The sequence below is a fragment of the Abyssibius alkaniclasticus genome, assembly GCF_020447305.1.
In the GTDB taxonomy this organism is placed as follows: domain Bacteria; phylum Pseudomonadota; class Alphaproteobacteria; order Rhodobacterales; family Rhodobacteraceae; genus Abyssibius; species Abyssibius alkaniclasticus.
Genome location: NZ_CP095732.1, coordinates 199,064 through 214,341 on the forward strand (window position 1 = coordinate 199,064; position 15,278 = coordinate 214,341).

The 15,278-nt window shown below is 60.0% G+C and carries 19 protein-coding genes; 14 read left to right on the forward strand and 5 right to left on the reverse strand.

Annotated elements, in window-relative coordinates:
- The first annotated feature begins 435 nt into the window (after positions 1 to 435).
- Together LGT41_RS01095 and rimO are read left to right on the forward strand one after the other, a co-directional pair.
- Complete coding sequence (locus LGT41_RS01095; protein WP_274128155.1) at positions 436 to 1,206, forward strand: SDR family NAD(P)-dependent oxidoreductase; 771 nt, start codon at positions 436 to 438, stop codon at positions 1,204 to 1,206.
- A gap of 61 nt (positions 1,207 to 1,267) precedes the next feature.
- Positions 1,268 to 2,656, forward strand: coding sequence for a 30S ribosomal protein S12 methylthiotransferase RimO (gene rimO / locus LGT41_RS01100; protein WP_274128156.1), 1,389 nt, complete (start codon positions 1,268 to 1,270; stop codon positions 2,654 to 2,656).
- A 9-nt stretch (positions 2,657 to 2,665) separates the two neighbouring features.
- Here the strand turns inward: rimO and LGT41_RS01105 are convergent, their stop codons facing one another.
- Both LGT41_RS01105 and LGT41_RS01110 read right to left on the reverse strand, forming a co-directional pair.
- Positions 2,666 to 3,130: a YbjN domain-containing protein gene (locus tag LGT41_RS01105; protein ID WP_274128157.1), complete on the reverse strand. Its 465-nt coding sequence runs from the start codon at positions 3,128 to 3,130 to the stop codon at positions 2,666 to 2,668.
- 126 nt (positions 3,131 to 3,256) lie between these two features.
- Positions 3,257 to 3,718, reverse strand: a complete 462-nt coding sequence (locus tag LGT41_RS01110) for a YbjN domain-containing protein (protein ID WP_274128158.1) — start codon at positions 3,716 to 3,718, stop codon at positions 3,257 to 3,259.
- Positions 3,719 to 3,858: 140 nt separating this feature from the next.
- Between LGT41_RS01110 and LGT41_RS01115 the strand changes: the two genes are divergently transcribed.
- Positions 3,859 to 4,089, forward strand: a complete 231-nt coding sequence (locus LGT41_RS01115; RefSeq protein WP_274128159.1) for a hypothetical protein — start codon at positions 3,859 to 3,861, stop codon at positions 4,087 to 4,089.
- A 36-nt stretch (positions 4,090 to 4,125) separates the two neighbouring features.
- Here LGT41_RS01115 and LGT41_RS01120 read toward each other — a convergent pair whose 3' ends face one another.
- On the reverse strand, positions 4,126 to 4,299 hold the full coding sequence (locus tag LGT41_RS01120) for a hypothetical protein (RefSeq protein WP_274128160.1): 174 nt from the start codon (positions 4,297 to 4,299) through the stop codon (positions 4,126 to 4,128).
- A gap of 132 nt (positions 4,300 to 4,431) precedes the next feature.
- Here LGT41_RS01120 and LGT41_RS01125 point away from each other — a divergent pair, with 132 nt between their 5' ends.
- On the forward strand, positions 4,432 to 4,803 hold the full coding sequence (locus LGT41_RS01125) for a hypothetical protein (protein ID WP_274128161.1): 372 nt from the start codon (positions 4,432 to 4,434) through the stop codon (positions 4,801 to 4,803).
- Here LGT41_RS01125 and LGT41_RS01130 read toward each other — a convergent pair.
- Positions 4,777 to 5,142 (reverse strand): diacylglycerol kinase, encoded by a 366-nt coding sequence (locus LGT41_RS01130; protein WP_274128162.1) that lies wholly within the window; start codon positions 5,140 to 5,142, stop codon positions 4,777 to 4,779. The genes LGT41_RS01125 and LGT41_RS01130 overlap by 27 nt on opposite strands.
- A gap of 147 nt (positions 5,143 to 5,289) precedes the next feature.
- Between LGT41_RS01130 and LGT41_RS01135 the strand changes: the two genes are divergently transcribed.
- The 5 genes from LGT41_RS01135 to LGT41_RS01155 are packed head-to-tail and all read left to right on the forward strand — an operon-like array spanning position 5,290 to position 9,661.
- Positions 5,290 to 5,991: a CoA transferase subunit A gene (locus LGT41_RS01135; RefSeq protein WP_274128163.1), complete on the forward strand. Its 702-nt coding sequence runs from the start codon at positions 5,290 to 5,292 to the stop codon at positions 5,989 to 5,991.
- Positions 5,992 to 5,994: 3 nt separating this feature from the next.
- Positions 5,995 to 6,624: a CoA transferase subunit B gene (locus tag LGT41_RS01140; protein WP_274128164.1), complete on the forward strand. Its 630-nt coding sequence runs from the start codon at positions 5,995 to 5,997 to the stop codon at positions 6,622 to 6,624.
- 13 nt (positions 6,625 to 6,637) lie between these two features.
- Positions 6,638 to 7,600, forward strand: coding sequence for a lysylphosphatidylglycerol synthase transmembrane domain-containing protein (locus LGT41_RS01145; protein WP_274128165.1), 963 nt, complete (start codon positions 6,638 to 6,640; stop codon positions 7,598 to 7,600).
- A 4-nt stretch (positions 7,601 to 7,604) separates the two neighbouring features.
- Entirely contained in the window at positions 7,605 to 8,927 is a 1,323-nt protein-coding gene (locus tag LGT41_RS01150) for an FAD-binding oxidoreductase (protein WP_274128166.1), read from the forward strand.
- Positions 8,924 to 9,661, forward strand: a complete 738-nt coding sequence (locus LGT41_RS01155) for an SDR family NAD(P)-dependent oxidoreductase (RefSeq protein WP_274128167.1) — start codon at positions 8,924 to 8,926, stop codon at positions 9,659 to 9,661. The genes LGT41_RS01150 and LGT41_RS01155 overlap by 4 nt, the downstream gene beginning before the upstream one ends.
- Here LGT41_RS01155 and LGT41_RS01160 read toward each other — a convergent pair.
- The gene (locus LGT41_RS01160) at positions 9,658 to 11,103 is read right to left on the reverse strand and encodes a UbiA family prenyltransferase (protein ID WP_274128168.1); all 1,446 of its coding nucleotides are present in this window, start codon (positions 11,101 to 11,103) and stop codon (positions 9,658 to 9,660) included. The two genes, LGT41_RS01155 and LGT41_RS01160, sit on opposite strands and share 4 nt — an antisense overlap.
- A 350-nt stretch (positions 11,104 to 11,453) precedes the next feature.
- On the opposite strand from LGT41_RS01160, the gene LGT41_RS01165 reads away from it, so the two are divergent.
- The 5 genes from LGT41_RS01165 (at position 11,454) to LGT41_RS01185 (ending at position 15,008) form a co-directional block, all read left to right on the forward strand.
- Positions 11,454 to 11,651, forward strand: a complete 198-nt coding sequence (locus LGT41_RS01165; RefSeq protein ID WP_274128169.1) for a Flp family type IVb pilin — start codon at positions 11,454 to 11,456, stop codon at positions 11,649 to 11,651.
- Positions 11,652 to 11,767: 116 nt separating this feature from the next.
- On the forward strand, positions 11,768 to 11,953 hold the full coding sequence (locus LGT41_RS01170; RefSeq protein ID WP_274128170.1) for a hypothetical protein: 186 nt from the start codon (positions 11,768 to 11,770) through the stop codon (positions 11,951 to 11,953).
- Between the two features lie 104 nt (positions 11,954 to 12,057).
- Entirely contained in the window at positions 12,058 to 12,903 is an 846-nt protein-coding gene (cpaB, locus tag LGT41_RS01175) for a Flp pilus assembly protein CpaB (RefSeq protein WP_274128171.1), read from the forward strand.
- Between the two features lie 133 nt (positions 12,904 to 13,036).
- The gene (locus LGT41_RS01180; RefSeq protein ID WP_274128172.1) at positions 13,037 to 14,380 is read left to right on the forward strand and encodes a type II and III secretion system protein family protein; all 1,344 of its coding nucleotides are present in this window, start codon (positions 13,037 to 13,039) and stop codon (positions 14,378 to 14,380) included.
- Between the two features lie 4 nt (positions 14,381 to 14,384).
- Positions 14,385 to 15,008: an OmpA family protein gene (locus tag LGT41_RS01185; protein WP_274128173.1), complete on the forward strand. Its 624-nt coding sequence runs from the start codon at positions 14,385 to 14,387 to the stop codon at positions 15,006 to 15,008.
- Positions 15,009 to 15,278: the final 270 nt, after the last annotated feature.

The following is a 15,278-nucleotide window of genomic DNA, read 5'->3' on the forward strand; positions in this document are numbered from 1 at the left end:
GGCGCGGGGGGCGGCAAGAATGATCCGTTTGGCACTGCTTGACGTAACAGCATTACAGAAAGGACAGGAAGATATGATGCGACTGACGGGTCTGCTTACCGCCACCGTGCTGCCTGCACCCCCACTTATGGCCCATCAGCCGGTGCAGCCGGATGCCGGGCAAAGCTTTGCCCGTGCCGCACAACCACCAGACAGCCGCCCGAAAACCCGCACCGCCCCGGGCCCGACCCGGGGCCTCGCCCCTGCCCTGCCAAACCGACCTGGCGACACATTTGCCGCCCGCGGTCATTGCCCGCAGCTTGCGCATCATGCCCAGCATCAACCAGACCTTCTGGAACGAGGTGGATCGCAGTCCCGAAAGCCAGGGCTTCAGGGGTGTAATCAGCCGGTGCCACACCTATATCCGGTGCTGAATTGAATTATCAGGTGCAACATATGAATAAACTGGCTTTGATCACCGGCGCGTCTTCGGGCATCGGTGCCGAACTCGCCCGCGCCCATGCCGCACAGGGCGGTGGTCTCATCATGACCGCGCGCCGCAGCAGCGCGCTCGAGGCGTTGCGCGACGAGCTTGTGGCCGCGCATGACATTCCCGTGCATGTCATCGCCCAGGATCTTGGCGCCGCCGGTGGTGCGGATGCGCTTTATGATGCCGTGGCCAAGCTGGGGTTGAAACCCGATTATCTGATCAACAATGCAGGCTTTGGCGGGCATGGCGCGCATATCGCGCGCGATCTGGCCACCGAACAGGCAATGATCGATCTGAATGTGAAGGCGCTGGTCACACTCTGCCACCGTTTCGGGGCCGATATGGCGGCGCGCGGCGCGGGCAAAATTCTGAATGTCGGCTCGACCGCCGGCTATATGCCGGGGCCAACGCAGGCGGTGTATTTCGCCACCAAGGCCTTTGTGAACAGCTTTTCACAGGCGCTGGATTTCGAGCTGCGCCCCAAAGGCGTGACCGTATCGCTGCTGGCGCCCGGCGCGGTAAAGACCGAGTTCATGGATGTGGCGGGCATGGCGGATTCGCGTATGGCCAAGGGTGGCAAATCTGCCAAAAGCGTGGCGGAATTTGGCTATCGGCTCATGCAAAAGGGCAAGCCAGTGGGTGTGAATGAGCCGGGCCTGTCCTTTCTGCTCAACTGGGTCATGCCGCTGATGCCACGCCGCATGGCGATGCGCATGGTGCAAAAGATGATGGCCTGATGCCGCTTTTGGCACCGCTATCCCCTTCCCAGCGGCCAAAAGGCGGCGTATAGGGCGCAGGATGAGCCAGAATCCTCCCAGCCTTCGCCCCGATCTTGCCCCGCGCGCCCGCGTGGTTGAAGCCGCGCGCCCGCACCAGCCCCGCCCGAACCAACCCCGTATCGGCATGGTCAGCCTTGGCTGCCCGAAAGCCCTGGTGGATAGCGAGCGGATTCTGACGCGGCTGCGCGCCGAGGGCTATGCCATCTCGCCCGATTATGCCGGGGCCGAGGCGGTGATTGTGAACACTTGCGGCTTTCTCGACTCTGCAAAAGCCGAAAGCCTTGAAACGATTGGCGAGGCACTGGCCGCCAATGGCCGGGTCATCGTCACCGGCTGTCTGGGCGCCGAGCCTGACTATATTACCGGCGCGCACCCGTCGGTTCTGGCCGTCACCGGCCCGCACCAGTATGAGCAGGTGCTGGATGCGGTTCATGCCGCCGTGCCCCCCAGCCCCGACCCGTTTATCGACCTTCTGCCGGGCCAATCGGTGCATTTGACGCCGCGCCATTTCAGCTATCTGAAAATTTCCGAAGGCTGCAACCACAAGTGCAAATTCTGCATCATCCCCGATATGCGCGGCAAACTGGCCAGCCGCCCGGCCCATGCGATTTTGCGCGAGGCGGAAAAGCTGGTTGATAATGGCGTGAAGGAACTGCTGGTCATCAGCCAGGATACCAGCGCCTATGGCGTGGACATCAAACACGCCGAAGACCGTGGCCACCGTGCGCATATTACCGACCTTGCGCGCGATCTGGGCAGCCTTGGCGCCTGGGTGCGGCTGCATTATGTCTATCCATATCCGCATGTGCGCAACCTTATCCCGCTGATGGCCGAAGGGCTGGTGCTGCCCTATCTCGACATTCCGTTCCAGCACGCCCACCCAGAGGTTTTGCGCCGCATGGCGCGGCCCGCCGCGGCCGCCAAAACGCTGGATGAAATTGCCCTTTGGCGCGCCGATTGCCCCGATATTGCCCTGCGCAGCACGTTTATCGTTGGCTATCCGGGTGAGACCGAGGACGAGTTCCAGACATTGCTCGACTGGCTTGATGAGGCGCAGCTCGAACGGGTTGGCTGTTTTCAGTATGAAAACGTGGCCGGTGCGCGCTCAAACGCCCTGCCCGGCCATGTCGCGGACGAGGTGAAGCAGGAGCGCTGGAACCGCTTCATGGAAAAATCGCAAGAAATTTCCGCTGCCAGGCTGGCGCGCAAACTTGGCCAGGTGCTGGATGTGATCGTGGATGAAGTGGATAGTGAAGGTGCCACATGCCGCACCAAGGCCGATGCGCCGGAAATTGACGGCAACCTGTTCATTGATGACGGGTTTGAGGGGCTTGCCCCCGGCGACATCGTTCAGGTTATGGTGGATGAGGCCGGGGACTATGATTTATGGGGCAGCCTGCCCCGGTGATTTCAGCGCCTAAAAGTCGATATGTTCCTTGAACTGCCCCATAGAGCGGCCCCATTGCGCGATGATCAACTCGAACGTATCCATCTGGATGGGCGCATTGGCGACAAAGTAGAAGTCGAGCCAGGGGTCGAAATCCTCATCCAGATAGGCGCGCCCAACCAGCTTGGTCATGTTCCATTCATTCACCACGCCGGGCGTTGTGCCGTCGATCAGGTTGAACCCCACGCTGAGATTGATGGCGCGGCAATTGTTGAACGCATCGTCGCAGCTATAAAACCACATCCGGTAGCCCACGCCATTTGCGCTGCTTTCAATGAAGGGGCGGCCGTTGGACGAGCGATCCAGCGTCGCGCGATAACCAAGTTCCTGCAAGGCGGCAACCATGCCTTGCGGGTCGGCCGCAGTCACGTTTTCTGCAAAAACCGATGTGGCCAGCAGCGTGAATGCCGCGGCAAAATGGGGGATCTTTCTCATAATCTTTCCTCAATCTGTATCCAATAGATGAAAGCTAACAAGACAAAGCCATTGACGATAGTATTTTTGTAAATTGATTGCCCGCCATCCGCAGTTCTGCATCTGGCGGGCCGGACTTTATGGCGGTTACTGGTCGAGTTCTGCGCGGAACTCGCCCAGGGCGCGGTCCCATTCATTGACGAATTGCGCGAAGGTCAGCAGGGTCATGCCGCCGCCCGAAACCAGATACTGGTCAAGAAACGGGTCGCTTTCATCATCAAGATAGGCGCGGCCCATCAGCTTGCCTGCATTCCAGGCATTGACGAGCGCGATGTCGGCACCGTCCGGCAGGTCAAACCCGGCGCTGAAAATGGTTGCGATACAGCCACTGCCCCCGGAACAGCCATAAAACCAGATGGTATAGGGCCCGCTTTCACCCTCGGCTGAGATGAGCGGATCGCCTACCTGATCGGTGCCAAGCTCGGGATTCTGGCCAAGATTTGCCAGGGCTTCGACCATGCCTTCGGGATTGGTCGAGCTGATATTCTGCGCAAGAACAGGCGCGGCCAACCCCAGGAGGGCGGCACAGGAAAGGGCTAGTAGTCGCATGAAGACTCCGTTGGTTGATGATGCCAAAAGTGGTAGCGAGGCGGTGGTGCAAAGTAAACAAACTTGCCAGACCCACAGGCGCAGCCATTGCCCAAAGGCAGGTTCGCGCGCATGTTGGGGCCAGCGCGAAGGAGCCTGCGATGTTTACGATAGAAGATGAATTTTCGGTGACCAAAATCACGTTGGTCGATGATACCGACCTCGAAGACCAGGCCGATGTGGTGATCGAGATCGGCGCCGAATCTGTGGTGATCCGCCAGTTCAATATCGAGGCGAACCTGCCCGATGAAATTACCCTGACCCATGCACAGCTAGAAGATCTGAAAGCCGCGATCAACCTGCCTGCCGGTGCCTATACACGGGCGAAATAGGGGCGCGCCACGCATCTGTGGGCGCGCCCCGAAGCTTCAGGCGCCCTTCATCAGGCAGCCGCCTGCCAGCACGATATAGCCCGCCAGCATCAGCCACCCCGAATAGACCGTCACAAACGGGATAACCACGACATATGCGCCGATCAGCGCCAGAACGACGAGGATCAGCGAGATCAGAAAGATAATCTTGGTTGGTGCATTCAAGTTCATTTTATGCTCCTGAGTTGATCTATCGTGGCGCAAATCTACTGCATTTTTGTGATCTACACAACAAATTGTGGTTTTGTGATTTGCGGCTACAAGTTCGGCCGTTCAGACTATCGTTCCCTTGAAGGAGACATCATGCGCCAAGGTCTGATTGCAACGGTTGTGCTGCTGGCCCTGTTTCTGGGCCAGTTTACCGGCCTTTGGGTGCCGTTTCTGGCGCATCCCTTCTGGGCTTTGCAGGGTGCGCTTGTTGGCGGGCTGATTGGTGCCGCCGCCGGCATTGTGCTTGGCCAAGGCCGTGTTTGGGCGCTATGGGCGGGGCTTGTGCTGCTGGCGGCAACAGGCGCGATCACGCTTTATGGCAAGGCGGAGTTTGCCGCCAGCTATGCCGAGGACGCGGTGGCAGGCAAAATCTGGTATTTTGGATATTTCGCCACAATGGCGGCGCTGGCCTTCACCCTGTGCCGCCTGCTTATGGCGCTAAAACAGCCCGATCAGCACGATTAGCCAGACAATACCCGCCACAATGGCCGCAGCCATGACCCAGGCGCTGCCCAGATCCTTGGCGATGCGCGAAAGCTCGTGGCGTTCAGGGCCGATCCGGTCGATCGTTTTTTCGATGGCGGTATTGCCAAGCTCAGCCAGAAGCACGTTCAGCGAAAAGCCGATGACCAGCGCGCGTTCGGTTGCGTTTAGCGGCAGTATCAGCGCCGCAACCAGGCTTAAAAGATTGGCAAGGCACCACCAGCGAAAGGCGGCCTCGCTGCGCCAGATCGCGCCAAAACCCGCCAGTGAATTGTTCCACGCCATGCGAAGGCGGCGCGCTTCGTTGATGATGGTCTGCATTTGCCCCCCGTTTTGGCCGTATATTAACCGCCATCCGCCGGCGCGCCACTGTTTCTTGCGCCCGGCATTTTGTGCGCTGCAAAACCCGCCTTGACTTGGCTGGCCCGACGCGGTTGACATAGGCACTTGGCTGACCCCGGAGGATGTATGAAAAAGATCTATCCCAACGCCGCCGCCGCGCTGGAAGGCGTGGTGTTTGACGGCATGACAATTGCTGCAGGGGGCTTCGGGCTGTGTGGCATTCCCGAATTGCTGATCGCAGCCTTGCGCGACACCGGCACAAAAGGGCTGACCGTGGCCAGCAACAATGCCGGAGTAGACGGTTTTGGCCTTGGCCTGCTGCTGGAAACGCGGCAAGTGAAGAAGATGATCAGCTCGTATGTCGGCGAGAACGCCGAGTTCATGCGCCAGTATCTGAGCGGCGAGTTGGAGCTGGAGTTCAACCCGCAGGGCACCCTGGCCGAGCGGATGCGCGCCGGTGGTGCGGGCATTCCGGGGTTTTACACCAAAACCGGCGTTGGCACCGTTATTGCCGAGGGCAAGGAGCATAAGGATTTCAACGGCCAGACCTATATTCTGGAAACCGGCATCGTGGCCGATCTGGCGATTGTGAAAGCCTGGAAGGCCGACCCGTCGGGCAACCTTGTGTTTCGCAAAACCGCCCGCAACTTCAACCCGCCTGCCGCCACCTGTGGCAAGGTCTGCGTGGTCGAGGTTGAGGAGATCGTGCCGCTGGGCAGCCTCGAGCCCGACAGCATCCACCTGCCGGGCATCTATGTGCATCGGATCATTCAGGGCACGCATGAAAAACGTATTGAGCAGCGCACAGTGCGCCAGCGGGGGGCTTGAAGAATGGCTTGGGACCGGAACCAAATGGCGGCACGCGCCGCGCAAGAACTGCAAGACGGCTGGTATGTGAACCTTGGCATCGGCATTCCGACGCTGGTGTCCAACTACATTCCCGAGGGTATTGAAGTGACGCTGCAATCGGAAAACGGTATGCTGGGCATGGGGCCGTTTCCCTATGAAGGCGCGGAAGATGCCGACCTGATCAATGCGGGCAAGCAAACCATTACCGAGCTGCCGCAAACCAGCTTTTTTGATTCCGCGCAAAGCTTTGCGATGATCCGCGGTGGCAAGATTGCAATGGCCATTCTGGGCGCGATGGAAGTGGCTGAGAACGGCGACCTTGCGAACTGGATGATCCCCAAAAAGCTGGTCAAGGGCATGGGCGGCGCGATGGACCTTGTGGCCGGTGTGGGCCGGGTTGTTGTGATTATGGACCACACCTCCAAACACGGCGACAGCAAGCTGCTGAAGGAATGCACCCTGCCGCTGACCGGGCAAAAGGTTGTCGACCGGATCATCACCAATCTGGGTGTGTTCGACGTGGTCGAGGGTGGCTTGAAGCTGGTTGAAATGGCCGATGGCGTAAGCCGCGCCGATATCGATGCGGCGACCGAGGCGACGCTCGTCAATTAGCAGCGGGGGCGCTATGCCCGTTCGGGTTTCACGGCTGGCGATACTGCTGATTGTGGCCGTGGCCCTGGGCATGGTGGCGCTTGCGGTATTCGCAACCGACTGGGCGGCGCTGCTGGCCGCGCTTGGCAGCCTGCAATTCTGGCAGCTTGCCGTGCTTTTGGGCCTGTCAGCCGTCAACTACCTGCTGCGCGCTCTGCGCTGGCGGCTTTGCGTGCGCGCGCTTGGCCTGCAAACGCGGGCCTGGGGCGATATCCTCACCTATCTGGGCGGCTTTGGCCTGACGCTGACACCCGGGCGCCTGGGCGAGTTGGTGCGCCTGCGCTGGCTGGCGCGCGACAGCGGGGCGCCGCTGGCACGTGTCGCCCCGATGGGCCTGGTGGACCGCGCAAGCGACTTGCTGGCCGTGGCGCTTTTGCTGGCGCTGTCGGTCTCACTGGCCAGCGGGCTTAGCCGGGCGGCCCCTGTGGCACTTGTGGCCGCCCTTGTCGCCGTGCTGGCCACCCGCCCCCGCCTGCTGATGGCGCTGACCGGCTTTGGCTGGCGGATGACGGGCCGCGCGGGCGGCAAAATCGCCCGGGCTTTCGCCACCATCCGCCATGCGGCACGGCAGTTGCGGGTTTTTTCGGCCCCGGCCATCGCCCTGCCCGCCATTGCGCTTGGCCTCATCGGCTGGTTTGCCGAAGGCTATGCCTTTGCGCTGCTGCTAAGCTGGATGGGTGCGCCGATCGATCTGTGGCTGGCCATTGGCATATTCGTTTTTGCCATGCTTGGCGGCGGGGCCACCGGCCTGCCCGGCGGGCTTGGCGGGGCCGAGGCGGCACTGCTGGGGCTGCTTGGTTTGGCCGCTGTGCCGCTGGCCATTGCCCTGCCGGCAACGCTGATCATCCGCGCAACAACATTGTGGTTTGCGATTGTAATCGGCCTTGTGCTACTGCCATTTGCAGAACGGGCACAACGCCCGGAACCGAGGGCGTAAAACCGTGGCGTGGAAAGCAGCCGAACACACCGCCTGGGGCCGTGCCTTGCGCAGCCCATCGCGCATTGCCCGGCCTGAACGGCAATCGGTTCTGCATGATATCATGGCCAGCACCCCGGCTCCGGCCATAGGTGCTGCGCGCTCTTACGGCGATGCCGCGCTGAACGATGGTGGCCATCTGATTGATATGACACGGCTCGACCGGCTGCTGGAATTCAACGCCGAAACAGGCCGTGTGCGCGCCGAGGCTGGCGTGCGGCTGTCGGACTTGTTGCAGATTTTCGGCCCGCAAGGCTGGATGCCCGCCGTTCTGCCCGGCACGGCCTTTGTGACCGTCGGCGGCGCGATTGCCAGCGATGTGCATGGCAAGAACCACCACGAGCGTGGCAGCTTCGGGCAATATGTGGCGTCCATCGAATTGCTCGATGCCAATGGTCAGGTGCTGACCCTGTCAGAGGTTGAAAACCCCACCCTGTTTCGCGCCACAATCGGCGGGATGGGGCAGACGGGGGTTATTCTTTCGGCCGAGTTGCGGCTTATGCGCTGCCCCGGTGGCAAGGTGCGGCTGACCAGAACCCGCATTCCCGACCTTGAAGCCTTTCTGGATGCGTTCGAGACCAGCACCGCGCCCTATAGCGTGGGTTGGATTGATGCAACCGCGCGCGGCGCCAAATTCGGGCGCGGCGTGTTCGAGGAAGGCACGCTTGTCGAAGGGGCGTTTCGTGCCCCCAAAGCCCCGCGCAGATTGCCGTTCTATATGGGCGGGTTGCTGGTGTCGCGCCCGGTTGTGAAAACCTTTAACGCAGCCTATCTGCGCCGCGCTAGCCTGAAAGGGCGCAGCCGCATCCGCCCGGTGCAGGACATGCTGTTTCCGCTGGACGGTATCGCGCAGTGGAACAGGCTTTACGGGCGGCGCGGCTTTCACCAGTTCCAATGCGTGCTGCCGCAAACCACCGCCGAAATCACCCTGCCGCGCGTGCTGGAGGCGGTGGTGAATTCCGGCCAGGCCTCGCCGCTTTCGGTGCTGAAAAAGCTCGGCTCGGGGCGTGCGGGATATATGTCCTTTCCTATGGCGGGGGTCACGCTGGCGGTGGATATTCGTGCCGGGCGCGGGGCATTGCCCCTACTGCACAGGCTCAACACCCTGGTGGCCGAGGCGGGTGGCCGTGTCTATCTGGCCAAGGATAGCGCGCTGACACCCGATTTGCTGGCCGCCATGTATCCCGATCTTGACAGGTTCCGCGATGTGCTGGCCAAGGCCGACCCGAAGGGCGTGTTCCGCACTGATCTGGCGCGCCGGCTGAACCTGTGTGGAGATTTGCCATGAGCAGCGCATGGCTGATACTCGGGGCCAGTTCGGCAATGGCGCGGGCCTTTGCGCGGCTGGCCGCAGCCGAGGGCGCGCATGTTATTCTTGCCGGGCGCGATGGCGATGATCTGGCCCTACAGGCAAGTGATGCGCTGCTGCGCGGCGCGGCTTCAGCCCAACCGATGCAGTTTGATGCGCGTAAGCCTGAAGGCTTTGCGCCCCTGCTGAATGCGCTGTTCGCGCTGGATGCAACGCCCAGCATTGCGGTGTTCAGCGGCAGGATGGTCGATCAGGCAAAGCTGGAGGAAACCCCCGAAGCCCTGGCCGGCATGGTGGCCGACAATTTTACCGGCCCCGCGCAGCTATTGCTGATGGCCCTGCCTGATATGGAAGAAAAACCCGGTGGCGCGATTGTGGGTGTCAGCTCGGTTTCCGGTGATCGCGGGCGGCGCTCCAACTTCGGCTATGGCGCGCCCAAGGCCGGGTTCACGGCATTCCTGTCGGGCCTGCGCGCAAGGCTTTCGCGCGCCCGCGTTCATGTGCTGACAGTCAAGCCCGGCTTTGTTGATACGGCGATGACCTGGGGGCTGCCCGGCCTGTTCCTGGTGGCCAGCCCCGATGCAGCGGCCAGGCGCATGTGGCGCGCGGCGAAGAAGCGGCGCAACACGGTCTATGTGCCGGGCTTCTGGTGGCTGATCATGACGATCATCCGCCAAGTGCCGGAATTCATCTTCAAGAAGATGAAATTCTAGAACAGCCCGGCGGCGCTAAGCACCAGCACCGCCCCAAATAGCAGCAGTGCCACGCCCGGCGCATCGGTCAGTGCAAATACGATCGGGTCATGGTTCATGCGGCCCTGCCAGCCGCGCAAGATCATCCGCGCCAGCCAAATGGGGATGATCAGCGCCGCAAGCCGCAACAGCCAGGGGGCGATGTAAAGCGCGCTGGCAATGTTGGAAAAGGTATAAAGCCCGAAAATCACCGTCGCGGCGAGTGTGGCGGCTATGGCGATATTGCGCAGATCGGCGCGGTCTTCCGGCGCATAGCCGCGCCCGGCCAATGCTTTGCCGGGGGGTGCGCCCGCAAGTTCGGTCAGGCGTTTGACGCAGCCAAGCGCCAGAAACACCGGAAAAATGAAGTTCGCCAGCCAGCCCGACAAAACAAGCTGCCCCGCCAGGGTGCCCGCGACAACGCGCAAGGTATAAAGCGTGGCAAGCATGAACACATCGAGCCAGCGCAACCGTTTGAGCCTTAGCGAATAGGCCAGCGACAGCGCCATATAGAGCAGCACAAGCCCGAACATCCCCCAGCCAAGCCATGCCGCCACCAGCAATGACACCGCGCCAAGCGCGACGCTGAGCGCCATGCCATGCACGATTTTTGCAGCACCCGAAGCAAAGGGCCGAAAGCGTTTTTGCGCGTGCTGACGATCGGCCGACAGGTCGAGCAGGTCATTCACGATATAGATGCTCGAGGCCGCCGCGCAAAAACTTGCAACCCCAAGCAGAATCGCGCCAAAGGTTGCAAGGTCAAACTGGTGGGCGGCGAGCATCGGCAGAAACAGCAAAAGGTTCTTCACCCATTGGTGCGGGCGCATGGCGCGCAGCAGCGCCAAAGCAGATGGTGGCGCGCCGATGAAGGTGACATCCGGCAGGGCAAGCGCCTTGATCCTGCGGCGCAGTTTTTTGCCTGGCGCGACAACAATCGCCTGCCCCGCCGCCTGCCCCGCCGCCTGCCATACCGGAATATCGGCGCGCGAATCGCCCATATAGGCAAAGCCCCCGGCCCCAAACCGCGCCACGAGCGCCGCAGCCTTGGCGGCGCCGGTCAGGTTTGTGGTGCCATCCGAACCGAGATGAACGCCCGCAAGCCCAAGGCGCTGCGCGACCGCATCGACAATGCGCTGGTCCGCGCCGGATGCCAGCACAACCATGCGCCCGGCCTGCTGTGCCTGTGCGATCTGGTCCAGCACCTCTTGACGTAGGGGCAGGTTTTCAATGTCCGGCTGAACGCGCGCCGCAAGCGCAGATTTTAGCCGCGACGGGTTGGAAATATTGCGCAGCACGCACAAAAGGGTGAATACCGGCGCCTGCCCCAGCCCTGCCCAGAACGATTCGTAAAGCGAATCTGTCGCGAGCAATGTGCCATCAAGATCAACCACCAATGGCAGCGAAGACTCGGGTTGAGCTTGCATAAATCGATTCTCCGAAATCAGGCACCAATTGGAGCAAATGGGGCAAATCCGGCCCCAATTGAGGCATAACGAAATTTGGAAATGAAGGCAATCAGACGTTAAGGTATTGTTTACACTAATTTATTTTCTGCTACCTCAATCCGGCAAGAATCGGGCACTTGCCATTGTTTCGCCACATTTGGGGGTCAGAAATTGGCTATATCAATTGCGAGCCTGATCCGGCGTAGTGATTTTGACAAGCTTCGGGCACTTAGACCCGGTTCGAGTCAGGGGTGTGGATCAACGTTTGACATGCGATCGCCCATTCCGGGCAAGTAGTAACCACGTTTCGTATCCTTGGAGGGACTAAAATGAAACTTTTGAAAATGACCAAACTATTCGCCAAAGACGAAGACGGCGCCGTAACCGTTGACTGGGTTGTTCTGACCGCAGCCATCGTCGGTATCGCCATTGCTGTTGCAGCAACCATCGAAACCGGCCTGAACAACGCTGCTGTGGATATCGATGAAGCTCTAACCGGTGTTATCGCCGGCGCAGTTGCTACCTAATAATATTTGGCCGGTGCGTTCGCGCACCGGCCCGCTTTGCTCAACAGTCATGATTTTGCATTTTCCCATGCGCGTTGAGTTCAACTGAGTCGCCCACGCGATGTGAGGAGTCCTGAATGAACTTTCTGAAAAAATTCTCCCGCGATGACGCTGGCGCTGTGACCGTGGATTGGGTCGTGCTGACAGCCGTAATGGTGGTCATGGGCGTGGGTGTTATCGCCATCTTTGCGCCCGGCGCGAACAGTTCTGCAAACGAAGTCAGTGCTGCTATCACTGATTCCGTTTCTTCGCTCTTAAACTGAATTAATCGCTGCGGGCAACCGCCATTGCCATTGATTTTTCCGCGCCGATTTGCAACTAACCAGAAACTATTCCCCGATCATGGGGTCAGAGTTAGGGGCGATCTATGCGTTTGGTATTCATGCTGGTTTTGATTCTGGGCCTTGGCCTTGCCGGTTTTGCGGTGATGAAGGTCATGCAGCAGTTTCAGGGCTATCAGGCGCAAATCCAGCGCATGGAAAACGAGCGCGTTGCGCCGATTGAAACCGTTACCGTTATCATTGCGGCACGCGAAGTGCGATTTGGCCAACAGCTCACCCGCGCTGATGTGTCCGAAATTCAATGGCCCAAATCTTCCGCCCCCGCGAATGCATTCAATGACATGGCCGTCTTGTTTGGCCCCGAAGGCAGCGCGCCGCGCTCTGTCACCCGCGTTATGGAGCCGGGTGAGCCTATTCTTGTTTCCAAAGTCACCAATATCGGCGAGCCCGCCGACCTTCGCTCGACACTCGAAGACGGGATGCGCGCCTTCACCATCAACGTTGACGCGGTCAGCGGCGTGGGTGGCTTTCTGCAACCCGGCGACCGGGTTGACGTTTACTGGAGCGGCACCGGCGCGAATGGCGAAACCGTAACCCGGCTGATCGAGGAAGACCTTGTTCTGATCGCCATCGACCAAACCGCCGACCAGGATGTGAACCGCCCACAGCTTGCCCGCACGGCAACTTTGCAAGTTTCTCCGACGATTGTTGCAAAAATGGTACAGGCCCAGGCCACCGGCCGCTTGACCCTGTCGCTGCGCGGCCTTGAAGACAGCTCTATTGTTGGAACTTTTGAGGTAGATCGCAGCACTGTTGTGGGTGAAAGCGCCCCCGCGCCGATAGAAGAAATCATCTGCACACGTAAAATTCGGCGCGGTGTAGAGGTGGTTGAAGAGGTAATTCCCTGCGAAGAACCGGTGCGAAGCCAGTAAATCCGACATCAAGAGCGCCATCTAACACATTGATTCTTGAAATCAATCGCAACTTGGCGCATTCTGCCCGGGATATCGGACACCGAAGATCCGAACACAATTGCCGGAAACGGTTTTGAGAGGCAGGAAAGATATGCACGTCAACAGCCTATTTAAGGCGGGGCTGCTGGGATTCGCGATTGCGATCACAGGCGTCGCCACGGCATCGGCACAGACCGGTGTATTGTCAGTAATGCGTGGCTCAACGTCCGGCTCGATCACGGTTGCCGTGAATCGCGCTATCGTCGTTGAGAGCGAAGTTCCTTTCGCAGAAATTTCGGTTGCCAACCCGGCAATCGCCGACATCGCGTCATTGTCCGACCGCACGATCTATGTGTTGGGCAAGGCAGCGGGCTCTACAACGATGACATTGCTCGACCCGAACGGTCAGCTTATCGCCAATGTCGATCTGCGTGTTCAGCCCGATTTGACTGAATTCAAGGAACGCCTTGGCGAAATTCTGCCGGGCGAGCAGATCGAAGTGCGCACCGCCAATGACGGGATCGTGCTTTCGGGCCGCGTTTCGGGCGCACGCAAGGTTGCCCGCGCCCTGGAACTGGCCGAACGCTATGCGCCGGGCCGCGTGACCAACCTGATGATGGTTGGCGGAAGCCAGCAGGTAATGCTGCGGGTGCGATTCGCTGAAATGCGCCGCTCGGTTGCCAAAGAGCTTGGCTCTTTCCTTGGCGGTGACGCAGGGTTCGGTGGCGCCGCAGATACCGGCTCGTTCACGGCTGGCACCAATGGCGGTGGCGAGCTGAATGTCCAGCTGGGCTTTGGTGGTGTTGCCATCGATCTGATGATGCAGGCGCTGGAAACGCGCGGCGTTGTGCGCACCCTGGCAGAACCCAACCTGGTCGCCATATCCGGACAGGATGCAAACTTCCTTGCCGGTGGCGAATATCCAACCCCCGCAGCCGATGGCGCAATCGAATACCGCCCGTTTGGTGTTCAGTTGCTGTTCAAACCCACGGTGGTGGATGGCGACCTGATCAACCTTGAAATCGGCACGGTCGTATCGTCGCTTGATACATCGAACGCGCTGGTATTGAACGGTGACACCATTCTTGGCTTTTCAACCCGCAGTGCCAATACCACGGTTGAAATTCGCGATGGCCAAAGCTTCGCCATTGCCGGATTGTTGCAGGATGATTTCCGCGATGTGAACAATCAGGTGCCCTGGCTTGGTGATGTGCCGGTTCTTGGCGCGTTGTTCCGCAGCGCAGAATATCGCCGCGAACAAACCGAACTGGTGATCATCGTCACCGCGCATCTTGTGGTGCCGACCAGTGCTGAAGCCCTGGCATTGCCAACCGACCGTATGCGCATCCCAACCGAAGAGGAACTCTTCCTGTTTGGCCGGGTCGAAGGGCGTTCAACCACGTCGGGCAACGATGTGGGCGGATTGACCGGCACAACTGGCTACGTATTGGAGTAAGCACATGAAAACACTTGGTAAAATCATGACAGCATCCTCCGCTCTGCTTCTGGCTGGCTGCTTTCAGCCTGCAGGGTCGCTCAACAACCAGAACGCATTTGCAGGGGCAACCGCCAATAACATCATGGCGCAAAGCGTTACGCGCAACGGTGTTGAATATCTGCAAGCCATGTCGGCGCGGTTCCGCGCCGAGGTGCCAACGATGATCAACTTTGAGTTCAACTCGGCCGAACTTGACGAAGAGGCCCGCAATATTCTGCGCGCCCAGGCCGACTGGATCAAAGCCAACCCCATCGTGCGCTTCCGCGTTTACGGCCATACCGACCGTGTGGGCAGCAACAGCTACAATCAGGCGCTTGGCCTGCGGCGCGCCCGCGCTGCCGTGCGCTACCTGATCAGCATCGGTGTGCCGCGCAACCGGCTTGAGGCCTATACCTCGCTTGGAGAAACCCAGCCGCTGGTGAATACCGAGCTGCGCGAGCGGCTGAACCGCCGCACGGTGACCGATGTCACCGGCTTTGCCCCGGGCTTTGATGCCGCCGACTTTGATGGCAAGCGCGCCGTCATCGTCTATGGTGAATATGTGGGTGATACCGGCTCGGAAATCGTGACCGATACCAGCCTGTAACAACGGGTGCAGTCCTGCCGGATTTGAAGGCCACGTCAGGCAACTGCGTGGCCTTCGGTTTGCCCGGCTATTGCCCCGGCTGTTGCCCCGGCTGTTGCCCCGGCTGTTGCACAGCGCTTCACCGTCTATCCAGTTGTAGTATTGTCATATACTATGTTAATCCTTACGTTGTTAAATTGAGCATATGATTAAGTGTTTTAGGCTTTTCGCCGAATCCGGGCTCCTTTCCAGAATACGTCTGGGTTTGCCAACAAAACGGTGCGGCGACTG

Bases quoted from the DNA above. Each gene is read 5' to 3' on its own strand.
- LGT41_RS01140 (WP_274128164.1), top strand. From the start codon at position 5,995: ATGGCTTGGGACCGGAACCAAATGGCGGCACGCGCCGCGCAAGAACTG.
- LGT41_RS01120 (WP_274128160.1), bottom strand. From the start codon at position 4,299: ATGAACTTGAATGCACCAACCAAGATTATCTTTCTGATCTCGCTGATC.
- LGT41_RS01165 (WP_274128169.1), top strand. From the start codon at position 11,454: ATGAAACTTTTGAAAATGACCAAACTATTCGCCAAAGACGAAGACGGC.
- rimO (WP_274128156.1), top strand. From the start codon at position 1,268: ATGAGCCAGAATCCTCCCAGCCTTCGCCCCGATCTTGCCCCGCGCGCC.
- LGT41_RS01095 (WP_274128155.1), top strand. From the start codon at position 436: ATGAATAAACTGGCTTTGATCACCGGCGCGTCTTCGGGCATCGGTGCC.
- LGT41_RS01125 (WP_274128161.1), top strand. From the start codon at position 4,432: ATGCGCCAAGGTCTGATTGCAACGGTTGTGCTGCTGGCCCTGTTTCTG.
- LGT41_RS01160 (WP_274128168.1), bottom strand. From the start codon at position 11,103: ATGCAAGCTCAACCCGAGTCTTCGCTGCCATTGGTGGTTGATCTTGAT.
- cpaB (WP_274128171.1), top strand. From the start codon at position 12,058: ATGCGTTTGGTATTCATGCTGGTTTTGATTCTGGGCCTTGGCCTTGCC.
- LGT41_RS01115 (WP_274128159.1), top strand. From the start codon at position 3,859: ATGTTTACGATAGAAGATGAATTTTCGGTGACCAAAATCACGTTGGTC.
- LGT41_RS01135 (WP_274128163.1), top strand. From the start codon at position 5,290: ATGAAAAAGATCTATCCCAACGCCGCCGCCGCGCTGGAAGGCGTGGTG.
- LGT41_RS01110 (WP_274128158.1), bottom strand. From the start codon at position 3,718: ATGCGACTACTAGCCCTTTCCTGTGCCGCCCTCCTGGGGTTGGCCGCG.
- LGT41_RS01155 (WP_274128167.1), top strand. From the start codon at position 8,924: ATGAGCAGCGCATGGCTGATACTCGGGGCCAGTTCGGCAATGGCGCGG.
- LGT41_RS01105 (WP_274128157.1), bottom strand. From the start codon at position 3,130: ATGAGAAAGATCCCCCATTTTGCCGCGGCATTCACGCTGCTGGCCACA.
- LGT41_RS01185 (WP_274128173.1), top strand. From the start codon at position 14,385: ATGAAAACACTTGGTAAAATCATGACAGCATCCTCCGCTCTGCTTCTG.
- LGT41_RS01145 (WP_274128165.1), top strand. From the start codon at position 6,638: ATGCCCGTTCGGGTTTCACGGCTGGCGATACTGCTGATTGTGGCCGTG.
- LGT41_RS01170 (WP_274128170.1), top strand. From the start codon at position 11,768: ATGAACTTTCTGAAAAAATTCTCCCGCGATGACGCTGGCGCTGTGACC.
- LGT41_RS01130 (WP_274128162.1), bottom strand. From the start codon at position 5,142: ATGCAGACCATCATCAACGAAGCGCGCCGCCTTCGCATGGCGTGGAAC.
- LGT41_RS01180 (WP_274128172.1), top strand. From the start codon at position 13,037: ATGCACGTCAACAGCCTATTTAAGGCGGGGCTGCTGGGATTCGCGATT.